This is a genomic window from Rhizobium sp. 9140 (genome assembly GCF_900067135.1).
Classification (GTDB): Bacteria; Pseudomonadota; Alphaproteobacteria; order Rhizobiales; family Rhizobiaceae; genus Ferranicluibacter.
This window is the reverse complement of the sequence record NZ_FJUR01000001.1, coordinates 2,920,719-2,937,241: the sequence shown is the minus strand read 5'-3', so window position 1 is coordinate 2,937,241 and position 16,523 is coordinate 2,920,719. Positions and strand designations below refer to the sequence as shown.

Below are 16,523 nucleotides of genomic sequence, written 5' to 3'. Positions count from 1 at the left end.
TGCTTTGACCGGGCAAATGGAAACCCCCGCTTGTGGCGGGGGTCTCGGCCTTGGGAGGCACCCCACGGGCGATGCCGGGGGAGGGTGGCACCGAAGCCGAGAGGCATCCGGTGCAATTCGAAGGTTATTCCGCAGCCTGAAGGGCAGGCACCGGTTCGACCAGCGGCGGGGCGTTGCCGGCGAGAGCTGCGGCGAGCTGGTCCTTGTCCAGTTCGTTTTCCCAACGGGCGACGACGACGGTTGCGACCGCGTTGCCGATGAAGTTGGTGAGCGCGCGGCACTCCGACATGAAGCGGTCGATGCCGAGGATCAGCGCCATGCCGGCGACCGGAACCGAGGGAACGACCGAGAGTGTTGCGGCGAGCGTGATGAAGCCGGCGCCGGTGATGCCCGCCGCACCCTTGGACGATAGCATGGCGACGAGCAGCAGGAGAATCTGGTCACCGTAGCCGAGCGGCGTATCGGTCGCCTGGGCGATGAACAGGGCGGCAAGCGTCATGTAAATGTTCGTACCGTCGAGGTTGAACGAGTAACCGGTGGGGATGACGAGGCCGACGACCGAGCGCTTGCAGCCAGCACGCTCCATCTTTGCCATCAGGCCGGGAAGCGCTGCTTCCGAAGACGAGGTGCCGAGGACGAGCAGAAGCTCTTCCTTGAGGTAGCGAATGAGCGCCAGGATCGAGAAGCCGTTATAGCGGGCGACAGCGCCTAGGATGCCGAAGACGAAGATCGCGGCCGTCAGGTAGAAGGTGCCGATGAGGAAGGCAAGGTTGGCGATCGAGCCGATGCCGTACTTGCCGATGGTGAAGGCCATGGCCCCGAAGGCACCGATCGGTGCGGCCTTCATGAGGATGGCCACGAGGCGGAACATGGGGGCGGTCACGGCATTCAGGAAGTCCGTGACGGGACGGCCCTTGTCGCCGACCATGCCGAGCGCCACACCGAACAGCACGGAGAAGAACAGGACCTGCAGGATGTCGCCATCGGCAAAGGCGCCGACGATGGTCTGCGGGATGATGTTCATCAGGAAGCCGACGATGCTCGCCTCATGCGCCTTCGTCGTATACGTCTCTACAGCCGTCGCATCGAGCGAAGCCGCGCTGATGTGCATGCCCGCGCCCGGCTGTACGAGGTTGGCGACAACGAGGCCGACAGCAAGCGCCAGCGTCGAGAACGTCAGGAAGTACAGCATCGCCTTGCCGGCGACGCGGCCGACCTTCTTGAGGTCCGACATGCCGGCGATGCCGGTGGTGACGGTGAGGAAGATGACCGGCGCGATGATCATTTTCACCAGCTTGATGAAGGCATCGCCGAGCGGCTTCAGCTGGGTTCCGAGCTGCGGGTAGAAGTGACCCAGCAGGATACCCGCGATGATCGCGGTGAGGACCTGGAAATAGAGATGTCGGTAGAAGGGCAGCTTCGCCTGGGGTGCCATCGGTTCGGGTATCGCGTGCATGTCGTTCCTCCTTGCGTCCCCCGCCAACTGGCTCTCCCGGGACTGTTCCTACTCAAAAGAGGGATTTGCAAAGAGCGTGCCAGTTTTCAGACGCATGTCAGCCTATTGTTTTTCCTCAAGAAGATCCTACCGCCAGTCGGACGTAGAGACAGGTCATGCGGATTTCCGCACGACACCGTTTGTGGTTTGTCCGAATTTATGCACAATAGGATATGCATCATCCGCTTCAGATCCGTCCGACTGCCACGCCTTGGAACCGCGTTCTTCCCTGGGTCGTCCTGGGGGCGTTTGTCCTTGCCGGCCTGATGGTGGGGATGTTGGCGGGGTCGTATCTCGGACGGGAGGATGCGCTCCGGACGCTGGAAGCGCAGGCCCGCACGGATACCAGCTTGAAGGTCGCGCATCTCAGAGCCGTTCTGGAGCGACCGCGTGCCTTGCCGATGCTGCTGGCCCGGGATCGTCAGCTTGCCGATACGCTCGAGCGGCCCAATCCGGAGCGCAGCCTGAGCCTCGACCGCAAGCTGGAGGAGATCGTCGCCGATACGAACGCAGCCGTCATCTATGTCATCGGGCGGGACGGAATCGCGATTGCATCGAGCAACTGGCAGGAGCCGACGAGCTTTGTCGGCAACGACTATACGTTCCGCGAATATTTTACCAAGGCGATGGCGGCGGGGACGGCCGAGCATTTCGCGCTCGGATCGGTCAGCAAACGTCCGGGTCTCTATATTTCGCAGCGGATCGAAGGCGCATCCGGCCCTCTCGGCGTCGTCGTGGCCAAGATGGAATTCGACCAGATCGAGACCGACTGGAGCGTGGCGGGGCGGCCGACCTTCGTGACCGACCAGAACGGCGTCGTGCTGATCACCAGTGTTCCCTCCTGGCGGTTCATGGCGATGACGCCGCTCGCCCCCGACAGCCTCGATGCGATCCGCACCAGTCTTCAATTCGGCGATGCGCCGCTGACGCCAGTGCCGATCACTGTACTTGAGAGGATGTCGCCGGGTGTCGAGCGGGTGAGCGCCGTCATGCCCGGTGAGCGCCAGCGGGATTTTCTGCGTCTCGCCGTTGCCGTGCCCTCGACGGGCTGGAGCCTCGATTATCTCGTGGAGACCGAAGCCGCCGTCGCTGCGTCGGTTCAGAGCAAGCGTTTGCAAGGCCTCGCGGTCGTCCTGCCGCTGGCCGCGCTGGCGGCGTTTCTGCTGGCCCGTCGGCAGCAGGCAATCGGGCGGCTCGCGCGGGAACTGGCCGCGCGCGAGGAGTTGGAGCGGCGGGTGCGCGAGCGCACGGAAGCCCTGACATCGGCACGCGACCGGTTGGAAAACGAGATCGCCGGTCACCGGGCGACGGAAACCAAGCTTCAGGGCGTGCAGCAGGAACTCGTCCATGCCAACCGGCTTGCCATCCTCGGACAGGTTGCGGCGGGCGTCGCGCACGAGATCAACCAGCCGCTCGCCACCATCCGCGCCTACGCCGACAATGCCCGCGTGTTCCTGACGCGATCGCAGATGGGGCCGGTCGACGAGAATCTCGAGAGCATCGCCGCACTGACCGACCGGATCGGCAGCATCACCGATGAGTTGAAGACGTTTTCCCGCAAGGGACGGGCGCCGGCCGGGCCGGTGTCCGTCCGCGCCATCGTGGAGAGCGCCGTCATGCTGTTGAAGAGCCGGTTCGCCGGGCGACTGGATGCGCTGCAGATCGGCCTGCCGGACGCGGATCTCTTGGTGCTCGGCGATCGCGTGCGGCTGGAGCAGGTGCTGATCAATCTTTTGCAGAACGCACTGGAGGCTTTGTCCGGCCGCATCGATGCGCGGGTGGATGTCGAGGTCGAGACGGAAGGTGACGCTGTCCTTCTGCATGTCCGGGATAACGGTCCGGGCATCTCGCCGGATATCATGAGCGCGCTCTTTACCCCGTTCAACACCTCCAAGGAGCGTGGCCTCGGGCTCGGGCTCGTCATCTCGCGGGATATCCTTGCCGACTACGGCGGGCGCATCGCCGTCGAGAGTTCGGATCGTGGGGCGCATTTCACCATTCACCTGAAAAGGGCACAGGCATGAGCGAGGTCAGCGTTCTCCTGGTCGATGACGACCGCGATCTTCTGAAGGCGACGCGGCAGACGCTGGAACTCGGCGGCTTCACCGTTACCGCCGTCTCCTCCGCGCTGGAAGCGCTGGCCCTGCTCGATCCGCGCTTTTCCGGCGTCGTCGTCACGGACATCCGCATGCCGCTCATCGACGGTTTGGAGCTGTTCGACCGTATCCGCCGCATCGATCCGGATATCCCCGTCATCCTCATGACGGGGCACGGCGATATTTCGATGGCGGTGAAGGCAATCCGGGATGGCGCCTATGATTTCCTGCCGAAGCCGTTTGCGACCGACCGGCTTGTGCAGGGTGTCATGCATGCGAGCGAGAAACGCCGGCTGGTACTGGAAAACCGGGCTTTGCGCGATGCGGCGGAAGAGGCGCGGGACGGCGGACTGCTGATTGGGCAGACCCCCGCTATGGAGCGCCTGCGTGAGACGATCCGTCAGATCGCCGATACGGATGTGGACGTGCTGATGACAGGGGAGACCGGCAGCGGCAAGGAGGTCGTGGCGACGCTGCTGCACCGCTGGAGCCGGCGCGCGAAGGGACATTTCGTCGCACTGAACTGCGGTGCGCTGCCGGTGCAGGTCATCGAGAGCGAGCTTTTCGGGCACGAACCCGGCGCCTTCACCGGCGCGCAGAAGAAGCGCGTGGGTCGGATCGAGCATTCGAGCGGAGGCACCCTGTTTCTCGACGAGATCGAGAGCATGGCGCCTTCCACGCAGGTGCAGATGCTGCGCGTGCTGGAAATGCGCGAGGTGACGCCGCTCGGCACCAACGAGGTGCGCCCGGTCGATCTGCGGGTGGTGGCGGCGACGAAGGTGGACCTCAGCGATCCCAGGTCTCGCGGCGATTTTCGCGAGGATCTCTATTACCGGCTGAATGTCGTGACGCTGTCGATCCCGCCCCTGCGCGAGCGCCGCGACGATACTGCGCTGTTGTTCTCCACCTTTGCCGTCCGGGCCGCATCGCGCTTCAAGCGGGACGTGCCCGTTATGACCGATGCCGTGCGTCGCTATCTGGCTGATCATGACTGGCCCGGCAATGTGCGCGAACTCACCCATTTCGCCGAGCGGACCGTGCTGGGTTTTTCGCCGGAGGGGGCGTCTGCGGGCACGCTGGATGTGTCGGATACGGGAGCCGGTTCGCTGCCGCAACGGATGGACCGGATCGAGGCGGAGCTCATCCGTACGGCTCTTCGCGAGGCCGGGGGAGACGTCCAGCGGACGATCGAGGCGCTCGGCATTCCCCGCAAGACCTTCTACGACAAGCTCCAGCGGTACAGGATCGTCCGCAGCGACTTTGCCCGGAAATAGGGGTGCATCTTCACCCCAAAAATAGGACGCATTAATGCGGCTTGAAGGATTCCGGCGGTAGTGTGGGCCGGGATGCCGGTCGGGTCGCTGTTCCCACGACCTTGCTCCGGTGTCCCCATCGCTTTCTTCACGCAGTCAGCCGTTCGGATGCCTGTATCTCTTTATTTTCGACCCACGCACCTTTTTTCGGTTGCGGCGGTTCGCCATGAGGCGTGCCCATGCTCAGAGTTCTCTCGTGCATCACAACAGAGCATGATTTGCGTCTGGTTGTTTTTGCCGGTTTTCTGTGTCTCGTTTCCTGTGCTGCAGCCATGATGCTTCTGCAGCGCGCCCATCGTGCAGGCGGATATGTGCGGTGGATCTGGCTCGTCAGCGCCGGGACGTCCGGCGGTTTCGGTATCTGGGCGACGCATTTTGTTGCGATGCTGGCTTATGAGGCTTCGCTGGTTCTCGGCTACGAGCCGTCGCGCACGCTGCTGTCGCTTGCGATTTCGGTGACCACGACCTTCCTTGCCGTCGCGGTTGCCTCGTTGCTGACCGGCCGTCTCGCTTTCATCATGGCGGGCATTCTTTTCGGTCTCGGTGTTTCCACGATGCACTTCGTCGGCATGACGGCCATCGAGTTTCCTGGCGCGATCCACTGGAATGTCAATCTCGTCTGGAGCGCCATTCTTCTTGCCGTACTGTTCTCTGTTCCCGGATTTGCGTGCGTGAGCCTTGGACGCCGGAGCCCGAAACGTCTGGCCGCTGCGGCAAGCCTTCTGACACTCGGCATCGTCTCCATGCATTTCACCTCGATGGGTGGTGTTGTCATGACGCCGGTGGCTGACTCGCCGCTCCCGTCGAACCTGCTGTCGCCGGCCCTTATGGTCATCGTGATCGCCACGACCGCCTTATCGCTGTTGTTTTCCGTTCTTGCTGCCGCTCTTTTCGCCAGCCGGTCCGAGAACGTGACCATGGCCATGAACATGCGGTTCCGGCACCTCGTCCAGGGCGTCAGCGACTATGCGATCTATCTGCTCGATCCCTCCGGTCGGGTGACCAACTGGAACGTCGGCGCGCAACGCATGAAGGGCTATGCCGACGGCGAGATCGTTGGCAAAAGCTTTGCCGTCTTCTACTCCGAAGACGAGCGACTGACCGGTGCGCCCGAACACGCTCTGCACACGGCGCTTGCCACGGGCAAGTTCGAGACGGAGGGATGGCGGTATCGCAAGGATGGTACGGCGTTCTGGGCGTCCGTCGTGATCGACCCGATCTACGACGAGCACAACGATCACATTGGCTTTGCCAAGATCACGCGCGACTGTACCGAAGCCAAGGACAGCGCGGCACGGCTGCTCGACGTTACCAACAATCTCTCGATTGCCCTCAACACGATGGGACACGGGATCGCGCTTTTCGACGCGAACGAGCGGCTGATTCTGCACAACGAGCTCTTTCGCGAGATTATCGAATTTCCGCGCTCGTTTGAGATCGTCGGGCGGACCTTTCATTCGCTCTGTTACGAGCGTTTCAAGACGGACCAGACGGGATCGTATAACGCCGACGGACTCTACGAGCAGCATCGCGCACTGTTTACGGCCCCCGGTGGTGGCGAGACGGCGCGGGAGGTGTCCAGCGGACGGACGATCCGCACCGTGCACCGGCCGACGGGCGACGGTTCCTTCGTCATGACGCTCGAAGACATCACCGCGCGTGTGGATGCCGAGGAAAAGATCCGGCATCTCGCCCGGCACGACGCCCTGACGGGCCTTGCCAACCGGCACCGGTTCGGCGAGCGGCTCGACGCCGCGATCGAGACTGTCAGCGACTCTGAGAAAGTCGCGGCCATCTGCATCGACCTCGACGATTTCAAGGAAATCAACGACCGCTATGGCCATGCGATGGGCGACAAGGTGCTTTATGCGCTGGCGAGCCGGATGCAGAAGCTCATGGGCGAGAACGAGGCTGTCGGACGCTTCGGCGGGGACGAGTTCGTCGCCTTCAAGCGTTTCGTGCAAGAGAAGGATCTCGAGGATTTCATCGGCCGCCTTTTCCGGGCATTGACCGAGCGCATCGTCATCGATGAGACAGAGATCCTGCCCGGCGCCAGCATCGGCGTGTCGGTCTATCCCTCGGACGCCCCTGACCGCGAAAAGCTGCTGAACAATGCCGACATGGCGATGTATCGCTCCAAGGCGCAACCGGAACAGCGCATCAGCTTTTACGAGGCCGCGATGGATGAGGCTGCGCGCGAACGTCGCGCCATGGGCCGCGATCTCGGCGTCGCGCTTGAGGAGAAGCAGTTCTTCCTCGTCTACCAGGTGCAGAAGTCGGCAAGAACGCGGGAAACGACCGGATACGAAGTCCTGCTGCGCTGGCGGCATCCGCAGCGCGGGCTGATCTCGCCGGCGACCTTCATTCCGATCGCGGAAGAATGCGGGCTCATTTCCACGATCGGCGACTGGGTGCTCGAAGAGGCCTGTCGCGAAGCCGTTGCCTGGGGTCTCGGTCACAAGATCGCAGTCAACCTGTCGCCGCTGCAGCTCGGGGATGTCTCGCTCGTGGACAAGGTTCGCTCCGTCCTGCTGCGGACGGGTCTCCCGCCGTCGCGATTGGAACTGGAGGTCACGGAAAGCGCCATCATCGGCGACAAGGGCAGGGCGCTCCATATCCTCCGGCAGATTCGCGCGATGGGGGTGATGATTGCGATCGACGATTTCGGAACGGGGTATTCCTCGCTGGAAACGCTTCGGGCGTTCCCGTTCGACAAGATTAAACTCGACCGGAGCTTCGTCAACGAACTCGACGGCCGGCAGTCGAAGGCGTTCATCCGGGCCATCGTTGCGCTTGGCAAGAGCCTCGATGTGACCATCCTTGCCGAAGGTGCGGAGACGGACGAGCAGCTCCACGTCCTGGTTGCGGAGGGCTGCGACGAGGTGCAGGGCTTCTTGTTCGGCCGTCCATGCCCGATCGAAGAGCTTCAGGATCCATCGCTCGACCTCCCGGCGCTTACGGCCTGACGCCGGTCACGTCGAACCTCGCCTCGCAGAGGTGTGGTGAGGTGACCGGATTCTGGATGACGTGCGGTCGTCGCAACGCCAAAAGGCCCGATGCTGCACCGGGCCTTTTGTTTAACCATTTGAAAGGCTTCCAGCCTTGACGGTCAGGCGGTCTTTCGAAACGCTGGCGTCTCGATGGGGCGTGCCGGCTTTGCCGCGGCGGGCTTGCCGATGGTGCTGTGGTTGAGCTGGAAGCGGCAGACGAGGTCGGCGAGCGTGCCCGCACCCTGTGCGAGCGTATGGCTTAGTTCCGTCGTGCGGGCCACCATGGTCGCGTTCTGTTGCGTCATGCCGTCGAGGCTGTTGACCGAGGCGCTGATGTCGCCAAGGCCTGTGGTCTGCTCGGATGCGGCGGCGGCGATGGCGTCGATGTTCTCGTTGATCGAGGCGACGAAGACCTCGATTTCCGTCAGAGCCCTTCCGGTATCGCCGACGAGGCGGACGCCGTCCACGACTTCCCTGGAGGCGTTCGAAATCAGATCCTTGATTTCCTTCGCCGCACGCGCCGTGCGCTGGGCCAGTTCACGCACCTCCTGCGCAACCACGGCAAAGCCGCGACCGGCTTCGCCGGCCCGGGCCGCCTCCACGCCGGCGTTCAACGCCAGCAGGTTGGTCTGGAACGCGATTTCGTCGATGACGCCGATGATGTGCCCAATGGAGGATGAAGCGGTTTCGATGCGCTGCATGGCGGCAACGGTGTCGCCGACGACGGTCACGGAGTGGCCGGCCTGTTCCTTGGCCTGCTTGACGAGATTGCGTGTATCCTGCACGCGCTCGTTCGACTGGCGTACGGTGATGGTGATCTGCTCCAAGGCGGCCGACGTTTCCTCGAGCGCGGCGGCCTGTTCACGGGTGTGCTGCGCGAGGATGCCGGACGCCTCGCGCATGGTGTGGCTATGGTCGTTGAGGTTTTCCGTCTGCCCGAGAACATTCACCAGCGTCTGCTGGAAACCGCCGAGCGACATATTGAAGTCGTGGCGCAACTGCTCGAACTCCCGCGTGAAGGGACGGTCGAGCGTCTGGCTGATATTCGCGTGCGCGAGGCGTCCGAGACCTGCGCCCAACTCTTCGATGGCGCGAACCCGCTCGGTCATGTCGGTTGCGAACTTCACGACCTTCATCACCCGACCGTTCTCATCCATAATCGGATTATAGGTCGCCTGAATGTGAACCCGTTGGCCATTTTTGCCGAGACGCAGGAACTGGTCGGTCACGAACGCGCCGCCGGCAAGCTGTTCCCAGAACGTCCTGTAGGCTGCTGACTGCACGTAGGCCGGCTCGCAGAACATTGCGTGGTGCTGGCCGACAATTTCCTCCAGCCGATAGCCGAGCACGGACAGGAAGTTCTCGTTCGCCGAAACGATGCGGCCGTCCGGCGTGAATTCGATGACGGCCTGCGCACGCGACAAGGCCTCGAGCTTGCCATTGTCGCTCAGGCTCTTGATCTTCGATGCGGTGATATCCGTTGCGAACTTCACGACCTTGACGGGTCGCTTTCCTTTGAAGATGGGGTTGTAGGAGGCCTCGATCCAGACTTCGCGTCCGCCTTTGCCCAAGCGCTTGTACTGCGCCTGCTGGAACTTGCCGTTGGCGAGCGCCTGCCAGAAGGCCGCATAGGCCGGCGAGCGTGCTTCCTCCGGCACGACGAACATGCTGTGATGGCGGCCCACGATCTCGCTGGAATCATAACCGATGGCGCGGCAGAAATTGGCGTTCGCGCGCAGGATCTTTCCCGTGAGGTCGAATTCGATACAAGCTTGCGATTGATCGAGCGCTTGCAGCACTGCACCGTCAGACGAAGAGAAGAGAGACATTCGGCCGGTTCGCTTTTTTAGATGAGGTTAATACGCACCCCCGAAAATAGGGTGCTAGGTCTAAATTATTTCTAAAGTACAATCGGTTCCTGACGTTGTCCGACCCTTATTCCACCGTTGTGAGACTTCAGCTTTTCTTTGCATCGTCAGGTATTTTCAAATCCTCCGGGCATGCATCCTAAGTTGCGAACATCTCCAGTCCGGCCGCAGTTCCGGTGTTGGAGCCTGCTTCCTGCAAAAGTGTTCTTCCACAACCTTGTCTCACGCAAACCAGCACTCCACATATGAAGGGACACGAACACAGGAGTGGCTTTTAATGGCGACGACAGCGTACACAGCCGATTTTGCCGAAGCGGCCAGCGACGTCAGCCGTGTCGAGCAGCTGCGCCGATTGCGCCGGCTCGCCAAGCTCGCGCGCATCATGGATACGGCCGTCGGGATTCCGGGAACGCGGTTCCGATTTGGTGCCGACGCCCTGCTCGGGCTTGTCCCAGTGTTCGGTGATGCGACGGGTGCAATCATCGGTCTCGCCATCGTCAACGAGGGCCGCAGGTTGGGTCTTCCCAAGCGGAAGATCGCGCGCATGCTCTACAATCTCGGCGTGGATGCGACGATCGGCGCCGTGCCTCTGGTGGGCGACGTTTTCGACGTCTACTTCAAGGCGCACAAGAGAAATATCCGCGTGATCATGGACCATTTCGCGCTGACCGAAAACGATCTGTGACGGATCGAGATCGTTCGCCCGGACATTCCCAGACATATTACGAACAAAAAATGGAACCAGTTTTGATCTGAGTCCATTCGGCGGAGTCTGAAAATTATAGGAGAAGAGATCATGTCCATGCAGAAGCCGGCCGCCGCTGTCGCTGAACCGAACGTCGTAACAGCGCAGGAAGCGCTCGAACCCCTCTTCGTGAAGCTGGAAGTGGAAGCTGATGCGCGCCTGATCCGGGCTGCTGTCAGCGCAGGCTGGACGGCGGAGCAGGCTGTGGCAGCCATCGACGATCTGCGCCGTCAGGAGATTGAGCCCTCTCGCCATTAATGGCTTATACCTCACGCGATCTCGGCAAGGCGTTTCGTCGGGCTCTTCGCGTCAAAAAGGCCGGATGAGATACCCGGCCTTTGTCGTTCGAATGATGGCCGTTATCTCTAAGGCTCGACAACTGGCACTAGTGCTGCGTATCCGACTGCGGCTCCGAATAATCCCAGTTCTTTCGGGCGAATTGAATGGCGGCAGCTTCTGCGCTCTCTTTCGTGTTGAAGCGCTCAACAAGCACATGGCTTTTATCGCGGCACTGGAGCAGGACTGTTCCGCTTCTGAAGTCGTATTGCACTCTCAGATGACCTGACGTTTCCATCATCATTCCTCCCATAGGCTTCGGCGACTCCTCATCGCATTTATAAATGTAAGCCAAGGACTCGCAGGCGCAAGGAAACTTAACCGTAAAACCATTCACGGTTTCATGATCTCCACCATGATCGCTGAATAGGTGCCGGGTTAGCCAGCCTATCGGTGTTGCGGCGCTCCTCTGTACATTTGCTGTCGGAGGGATTAAGAGATCGCTATGGTATGGGCCGCAGCGTGCGGTCCTCAATGCATGTGCGCATCACTTTGCGCATGCTGCACGGTTCGAACTTCCGAGAGACAAACATATGACAGAATTCGCAGGGGTCGTTCCGGCGATCGCCGAGGCGTTGACCAAACGCGGCTATTCCACCCTGACGCCGGTCCAGGCCGCCGTCATCGAAGCGGAAATGTCGGGTCGCGACGCGCTCGTCTCCGCCCAGACCGGCTCCGGCAAGACCGTCGCCTTCGGGCTGGCGCTCGCCTCGACGCTGCTGGATGGTGCAGATCGCTTTGGCTCGGCGAGCAAGCCGCTGGCCGTCGTCGTCGCCCCGACCCGCGAACTGGCGCTTCAGGTCCAGCGCGAACTCGAATGGCTGTACGAAATGACCGGCGCCGTCATCGCCGCCTCCGTCGGCGGCATGGACATCCGCACGGAGCGCCGCGCGCTCGATCGCGGCGCGCATATCGTCGTGGGTACGCCTGGCCGTCTCTGCGACCATGTTCGTCGCGGTGCACTCGATCTCTCTGCCTGCCGGGCCATCGTGCTCGACGAAGCCGACGAGATGCTCGATCTCGGCTTCCGGGAAGACCTCGAATTCCTGCTGGAGACGGCACCGGCCGATCGCCGCACGCTGATGTTCTCGGCCACGGTGCCGAAGTCCATCGCGACGCTTGCTAAGAACTATCAGCGCGATGCGCTGCGGATCTCGACGCAGGCCGAGGCGAAGCAGCATCTGGACATCGACTACCGCGCGCTCGTCGTCGTTCCCTCCGACCGCGAAAACGCGATCATCAATGTGCTGCGCTATTATGAGGCGAAGAATGCGCTGGTGTTCTGCTCGACCCGTGCGGCCGTCAATCATCTGACGGCGCGCTTCAACAATCGTGGCTTCTCCGTCGTCGCGCTTTCGGGCGAACTCAGCCAGAGCGAGCGGACGCATGCGCTGCAGGCCATGCGTGACGGTCGTGCCCGCGTCTGCATTGCGACCGACGTTGCCGCACGCGGTATCGACCTTCCCGGCCTCGAACTCGTCATCCATGCCGACCTGCCGACCAACCCGGACACCCTGCTGCACCGCAGCGGCCGTACCGGTCGCGCAGGACGCAGGGGCGTCAGCGCCATCATCGTCACCTCGAATGCACGCCGCAAGGCCGAGCGGCTGCTGCGCGACGCGCGCATCGAGGCCGTCTGGGCCAAGCCCCCGTCGGCCGATGAGGTCTCGCAGAAGGACGACGAGCGCATTCTCTCGGATGCCGCGCTCAACGATCCGATCCGCGAGGAAGAAACGGCCTTCGTCCAGCAGGTCCTGTCCGGCTTCACCGCCGAGCAGGTTGCGGCCGCTTTCGTGCGCCTCGCGCGTGCCGGTCGTTCCGCACCGGAAGACATCATCGATACGCCGGCCTTTCAGCCATCCGGTGCGTCGTCCAATCAGGCATCCGGTGACCGTGGTCCTCGGCCGGAACCGCGCGCCCCGCGTGGCGATTTCGGCGATGCCGTCTGGTTCTCCATCTCGGCCGGCCGCAAGCAGAATGTCGAGCCCCGCTGGCTGATCCCGATGCTCTGCCGCATCGGCCGGATCACCAAGCAGGAAATCGGCGCCATCAAGATGATGCCGGAGAACACGTTCGTGGAAATCGCGCGCGAATTCTCCGACAGCTTCGTCGAGGCGCTGGGACCCAAGCGCATGCTCGAAAAAGGCATTACCGTGACCCAGCTCGACAGCGCGCCGGATCTGTCTACCGCACCACGCAAGCCGTTCGTTCGCAAGGACAATGCGGGGCCTTCGGACAGCAAGCCGCGCTGGAAAGAGGGCGGCGAAAGCGCCGACCGGCCGGACAGCAAGCCCTGGGCAAAGAAGTCGGCCAAGCCCGGCTTCTCGAAGTCCGGACCAAAGCCGACGGACGATGGCAGCAAGCCCGCCAAGAAGCCTTTCAAGAAAAAGGCGTACTGATCAAAAAGGGCTCCGGCGAACACCGCCGGAGCCCTTTTTCCTGATCGATTAGGGTTCCTCAATCCTCGGAATAGCGCTGCTCCCGCCATGGATCGCCCAGCATATGGTAGCCGTTCTTCTCCCAGAATCCGGCGCGATCACCGGTCATGAACTCAATCTTCGTCAGCCATTTCGCGCTCTTCCAGAGATAGAGGTGCGGTACGATGAGGCGGGCGGGTGCGCCGTGCTCGCGGGTCAACGGCTGTCCCTCCCAGTCGGTGGCGACAAGAGCATGCTTACTCGCGAAGTCGGCGAGCGGCAGGTTGGTGGTATAGCCGTCATAGCTGGTGAGCATGACATAGGTCGCCTCGGCCTTCGGCACGACCAAGTCCATCAGATCATGCGTCGAGACGCCCTTCCAGTTGTTGTCGTATCGCGACCACGTCGTGACGCAATGGATGTCCGACAGGAATTTGCTCTGCGGCAGCGCCTTCAGTTGCGCCCAGTCCAGCGTCACAGGGTTTTCGACGGCGCCTTTCAACGTCAATGACCAGCTTGCGGTCTCGATCATCGGGTGTTGGCCGAGGTCGAGGACGGGCCAATTCTTGACGAGATGCTGGCCCGGCGGCAGCCGGTCGGTCTCCGACCGCGAGACCTGTCCGGTCAGGAATTTGCCTTCGTCCGCCCAACGGCGCTTCGAGCGGGTCAGTTTGGTGTCGTCGGAAGGATCGTCCGGGGAATTGATATCCGACATGTCGTGCTCCTGGCCGCGCTCTTCGTGACTCTATGGTCGTCCGTGCCTTATGCCTTCGTCAAGAGACGATGCCCGATCAAGCCGGCGCCTTGGCTGTCGCCAATATTCCGGCCTCGCGTGCCGCGGCCATGAACGAGGCCTGCGCCTTGCGCGGACTGAGGATGCCGTCGAGGGCATCCATGCAATGCTGGAGCGCGATGCGATAGGCTCTGCCGGCCTGTCCCGCGGGCCAGCCCCGCAGGAACTCAAGCGCATCCCAAGCGGACGCGATGGTGAATTCCTGGCTCTGCTGGAGAATGATCCGGACCGGTTTCGGAAAATGCTTGTAACTCATACGCGCCTCGCATGCTGTCTGTCGTGCGCGTGCAAAACTCGTTGCGGGGATTTTGGTTCCACCTTCGGTTAACAAAAAATCTTGAAGAAATTCAGTGGGTTGTTGATCGATATTTCTTTCCCGTCTTAAGGGAGAAGAACGTCTCGGAGTTCGTTGGCGCGGCGAATGCGCAGATCGAGATCGGCCTCGATATGGTGAATATGATGCACCATCAGGCGGTTGGCGCGGTCGAGCTGGCCGGCTTCGATGGCGTCGACGATATCGGTGTGCTCGCTGTGGCCGCAACTGGAGACCGTAGATTGTCCGTAGAGCGAGATGACGAGCGAGGAGCGCGCGATGAGCTCGTCCATGAAGCGCTGCATCACGGCGTTTCCGGTCATGGCGGCGATCATCAGGTGGAAGTCTCCGGATGCCTTGATCTCCGCCCGACGGGCGCTCTGTCCGCGCTCGCTCATCAACCGGCCTTCATCGACCAGTTGCTCGCGAAGCTGCCGGAAATGCGACGGCGTCATGTGGCGTGCGGCCTCTGTCAGGATGCCGGGCTCGATAATGCGGCGGGTCGCGAAAATCTGGCGCGCTTCTTCCGGCGACGGGTTGGCAACGAAGGCGCCGCGATTGCGCTCGACGGTGACGAGACCTTCATGCACGAGCGCCTGAAGGGCCCCGCGGACCAGCGTTCGGCTGACATGGAACAGGGCGCCGACGTCCGTCTCCGTCAGTTTCGTCCCCGGAGCCAGGCGCCGGTCGACGATCGCGTCGCGGATGGCGTCGCGAATGGCGCGTTGGCTGCCGTCGATCCCGTTGCCATCGGCGTCGGGTCTCGCAATCAGGGCTTCCGGTTTCGTCTGGCGATTGTTCATGGTCGCCTAATCTAATGCAAATACCGGCGTGACAGAAGGCCCTTTCGTATTCGGTAGAGGGCTCGATTGTATACGATCTGGTGGATTATTTTGCACAATAGATGAAAATATAGGCGAATTCCGGAGGCGGCATTCCAGCGAGCCTCAGGGTCTCGGCAGTTTTCTTTTAGAAACAGCTCCCTAACGGCCGCCCGACGAACTGGCACGGTTGATGCATTCTCCAAATCACGACAGGGGAACCCATCATGACCAAAGCGGCAGAGATCGACATCGTATCCGTTTCCAAGATCTATGGAAGCACCACGGCCGTCCATTCCATCAGCCTCAAGATCCCGTCCGGCAGCTATTGCTGCTTTCTTGGGCCGTCCGGATGCGGCAAGACCTCGACGCTGCGGATGATTGCCGGGCACGAGACGATTTCCTCGGGCGATATCCGGCTCGGAAATACGGTCGTGACCGACCTGCCGCCGGCCAAGCGCGGCACGGCGATGATGTTCCAGTCCTACGCCCTGTTCCCGCATCTCGACCTCATCGACAACGTGGCCTTCAGCCTGAAGATGAAGGGCGTGGAGAAGGAGGAGCGCCGTGCGAAGGCGCTGGAGATGCTCACGCTGATGCAGATGGAGCCCTATGCCAACCGGCGTCCGGCCCAGCTTTCCGGCGGTCAGCAGCAGCGCGTGGCGCTCGCCCGCGCGCTGATCACAGACCCGGAAGCGCTGCTGCTCGACGAGCCGCTGTCTGCGCTCGATCCGTTCCTCAAGATCCGCATGCGCGCCGAGCTGAAGAAGCTCCAGAAGAACCTCGGCATCACCTTCGTCCATGTGACGCACAGCCAGGAGGAGGCGATGGCGCTCGCCGACATCATCGTCATCATGAGCGACGGGCGCATCGAGCAGGCGGCCAGCCCGCGCGAGGTGTTCGAGCGGCCGGCAACGGCCTTCGTCGCGCGCTTCATGGGTGATCACAACGTGCTGACCGGTCGCGTTCTCTCCAGCGCCGATGGCGTGCTGACCCTGCAGGTGCCGGAGGGGCAGACCTTTACCGTTGCGGGCGAGGGGCGGGAGGCGGGCTCTCCGATCGAAATCGGCATCCGCACCGATCGCGTCCGTCTTTCGGAGCCGAGCGAGAAGACGCTCGGCTTCAACGGCGTCGTTTCCAACGTCGAATATCGCGGCGCTTCGGTGAAGATCACCGTCATGGGCGCCGGTTCGGAGGATTTCACCGTCATCGCCACCGATGCGGATTATTTCGAAAAACCCGTCGCCGTGGGCGATGCGGTTTCCCTGAGTTGGGGCCTGGAGGATGCTGTCCTCCTGGGCGCCATGGCCGCCTGACCTATCACAATAACGACCTG

Annotated in this window: 13 protein-coding genes; 7 read left to right on the top strand and 6 right to left on the bottom strand. The window is 62.2% G+C overall.

What is annotated here, in order from left to right; genetic code table 11:
- Positions 1-124: 124 nt before the first annotated feature.
- A complete protein-coding gene (locus tag GA0004734_RS13755) occupies positions 125-1,456 on the bottom strand; it encodes a dicarboxylate/amino acid:cation symporter (RefSeq protein WP_092934543.1) in 1,332 nt (443 codons plus the stop codon).
- 314 nt (positions 1,457-1,770) lie between these two features.
- Here GA0004734_RS13755 and GA0004734_RS13750 point away from each other — a divergent pair, with 314 nt between their 5' ends.
- From GA0004734_RS13750 to GA0004734_RS13740, 3 genes are all read left to right on the top strand, one after another.
- Positions 1,771-3,519 carry a sensor histidine kinase gene (locus tag GA0004734_RS13750; protein ID WP_245292422.1) on the top strand — a complete coding sequence of 583 codons (1,749 nt, stop codon included), beginning with the start codon at positions 1,771-1,773 and terminating at the stop codon, positions 3,517-3,519.
- A complete protein-coding gene (locus GA0004734_RS13745; protein ID WP_092934539.1) occupies positions 3,516-4,865 on the top strand; it encodes a sigma-54-dependent transcriptional regulator in 1,350 nt (449 codons plus the stop codon). The genes GA0004734_RS13750 and GA0004734_RS13745 overlap by 4 nt, the downstream gene beginning before the upstream one ends.
- Positions 4,866-5,176: 311 nt before the next feature.
- Positions 5,177-7,870, top strand: coding sequence for a bifunctional diguanylate cyclase/phosphodiesterase (locus GA0004734_RS13740; RefSeq protein WP_348626091.1), 2,694 nt, complete (start codon positions 5,177-5,179; stop codon positions 7,868-7,870).
- A 143-nt stretch (positions 7,871-8,013) separates the two neighbouring features.
- Here the strand turns inward: GA0004734_RS13740 and GA0004734_RS13735 are convergent, their stop codons facing one another.
- Positions 8,014-9,723 (bottom strand): methyl-accepting chemotaxis protein, encoded by a 1,710-nt coding sequence (locus GA0004734_RS13735; RefSeq protein WP_092934535.1) that lies wholly within the window; start codon positions 9,721-9,723, stop codon positions 8,014-8,016.
- Positions 9,724-10,039: 316 nt separating this feature from the next.
- Between GA0004734_RS13735 and GA0004734_RS13730 the strand changes: the two genes are divergently transcribed.
- Both GA0004734_RS13730 and GA0004734_RS13725 read left to right on the top strand, forming a co-directional pair.
- Positions 10,040-10,447 (top strand): DUF4112 domain-containing protein, encoded by a 408-nt coding sequence (locus GA0004734_RS13730; RefSeq protein WP_092934533.1) that lies wholly within the window; start codon positions 10,040-10,042, stop codon positions 10,445-10,447.
- 111 nt (positions 10,448-10,558) lie between these two features.
- The gene (locus GA0004734_RS13725) at positions 10,559-10,765 is read left to right on the top strand and encodes a hypothetical protein (protein WP_092934531.1); all 207 of its coding nucleotides are present in this window, start codon (positions 10,559-10,561) and stop codon (positions 10,763-10,765) included.
- Between the two features lie 127 nt (positions 10,766-10,892).
- On the opposite strand, the gene GA0004734_RS13720 is transcribed toward GA0004734_RS13725, so the two are convergent.
- On the bottom strand, positions 10,893-11,180 hold the full coding sequence (locus GA0004734_RS13720) for a hypothetical protein (protein WP_139056271.1): 288 nt from the start codon (positions 11,178-11,180) through the stop codon (positions 10,893-10,895).
- A gap of 196 nt (positions 11,181-11,376) precedes the next feature.
- Between GA0004734_RS13720 and GA0004734_RS13715 the strand changes: the two genes are divergently transcribed.
- On the top strand, positions 11,377-13,242 hold the full coding sequence (locus GA0004734_RS13715) for a DEAD/DEAH box helicase (protein WP_092934527.1): 1,866 nt from the start codon (positions 11,377-11,379) through the stop codon (positions 13,240-13,242).
- A 58-nt stretch (positions 13,243-13,300) separates the two neighbouring features.
- Here GA0004734_RS13715 and GA0004734_RS13710 read toward each other — a convergent pair whose 3' ends face one another.
- From GA0004734_RS13710 to GA0004734_RS13700, 3 genes are all read right to left on the bottom strand, one after another.
- On the bottom strand, positions 13,301-13,975 hold the full coding sequence (locus tag GA0004734_RS13710) for a sulfite oxidase-like oxidoreductase (protein ID WP_092934525.1): 675 nt from the start codon (positions 13,973-13,975) through the stop codon (positions 13,301-13,303).
- A gap of 76 nt (positions 13,976-14,051) precedes the next feature.
- On the bottom strand, positions 14,052-14,309 hold the full coding sequence (locus tag GA0004734_RS13705; protein WP_092934523.1) for a DUF982 domain-containing protein: 258 nt from the start codon (positions 14,307-14,309) through the stop codon (positions 14,052-14,054).
- A 125-nt stretch (positions 14,310-14,434) separates the two neighbouring features.
- Positions 14,435-15,169, bottom strand: coding sequence for a GntR family transcriptional regulator (locus GA0004734_RS13700; protein WP_092934521.1), 735 nt, complete (start codon positions 15,167-15,169; stop codon positions 14,435-14,437).
- Positions 15,170-15,414: 245 nt separating this feature from the next.
- Between GA0004734_RS13700 and GA0004734_RS13695 the strand changes: the two genes are divergently transcribed.
- Complete coding sequence (locus tag GA0004734_RS13695) at positions 15,415-16,503, top strand: ABC transporter ATP-binding protein (protein WP_092934519.1); 1,089 nt, start codon at positions 15,415-15,417, stop codon at positions 16,501-16,503.
- The last annotated feature ends 20 nt before the right edge of the window (positions 16,504-16,523 follow it).

What these genes read in the sequence shown, in the direction of transcription:
- GA0004734_RS13755 (WP_092934543.1), bottom strand. Translation starts at nt 1,456, where the DNA reads ATGCACGCGATACCCGAACCGATGGCACCCCAGGCGAAGCTGCCCTTC.
- GA0004734_RS13750 (WP_245292422.1), top strand. Translation starts at nt 1,771, where the DNA reads ATGTTGGCGGGGTCGTATCTCGGACGGGAGGATGCGCTCCGGACGCTG.
- GA0004734_RS13745 (WP_092934539.1), top strand. Translation starts at nt 3,516, where the DNA reads ATGAGCGAGGTCAGCGTTCTCCTGGTCGATGACGACCGCGATCTTCTG.
- GA0004734_RS13740 (WP_348626091.1), top strand. Translation starts at nt 5,177, where the DNA reads ATGATGCTTCTGCAGCGCGCCCATCGTGCAGGCGGATATGTGCGGTGG.
- GA0004734_RS13735 (WP_092934535.1), bottom strand. Translation starts at nt 9,723, where the DNA reads ATGTCTCTCTTCTCTTCGTCTGACGGTGCAGTGCTGCAAGCGCTCGAT.
- GA0004734_RS13730 (WP_092934533.1), top strand. Translation starts at nt 10,040, where the DNA reads ATGGCGACGACAGCGTACACAGCCGATTTTGCCGAAGCGGCCAGCGAC.
- GA0004734_RS13725 (WP_092934531.1), top strand. Translation starts at nt 10,559, where the DNA reads ATGTCCATGCAGAAGCCGGCCGCCGCTGTCGCTGAACCGAACGTCGTA.
- GA0004734_RS13715 (WP_092934527.1), top strand. Translation starts at nt 11,377, where the DNA reads ATGACAGAATTCGCAGGGGTCGTTCCGGCGATCGCCGAGGCGTTGACC.
- GA0004734_RS13710 (WP_092934525.1), bottom strand. Translation starts at nt 13,975, where the DNA reads ATGTCGGATATCAATTCCCCGGACGATCCTTCCGACGACACCAAACTG.
- GA0004734_RS13705 (WP_092934523.1), bottom strand. Translation starts at nt 14,309, where the DNA reads ATGAGTTACAAGCATTTTCCGAAACCGGTCCGGATCATTCTCCAGCAG.
- GA0004734_RS13700 (WP_092934521.1), bottom strand. Translation starts at nt 15,169, where the DNA reads ATGAACAATCGCCAGACGAAACCGGAAGCCCTGATTGCGAGACCCGAC.
- GA0004734_RS13695 (WP_092934519.1), top strand. Translation starts at nt 15,415, where the DNA reads ATGACCAAAGCGGCAGAGATCGACATCGTATCCGTTTCCAAGATCTAT.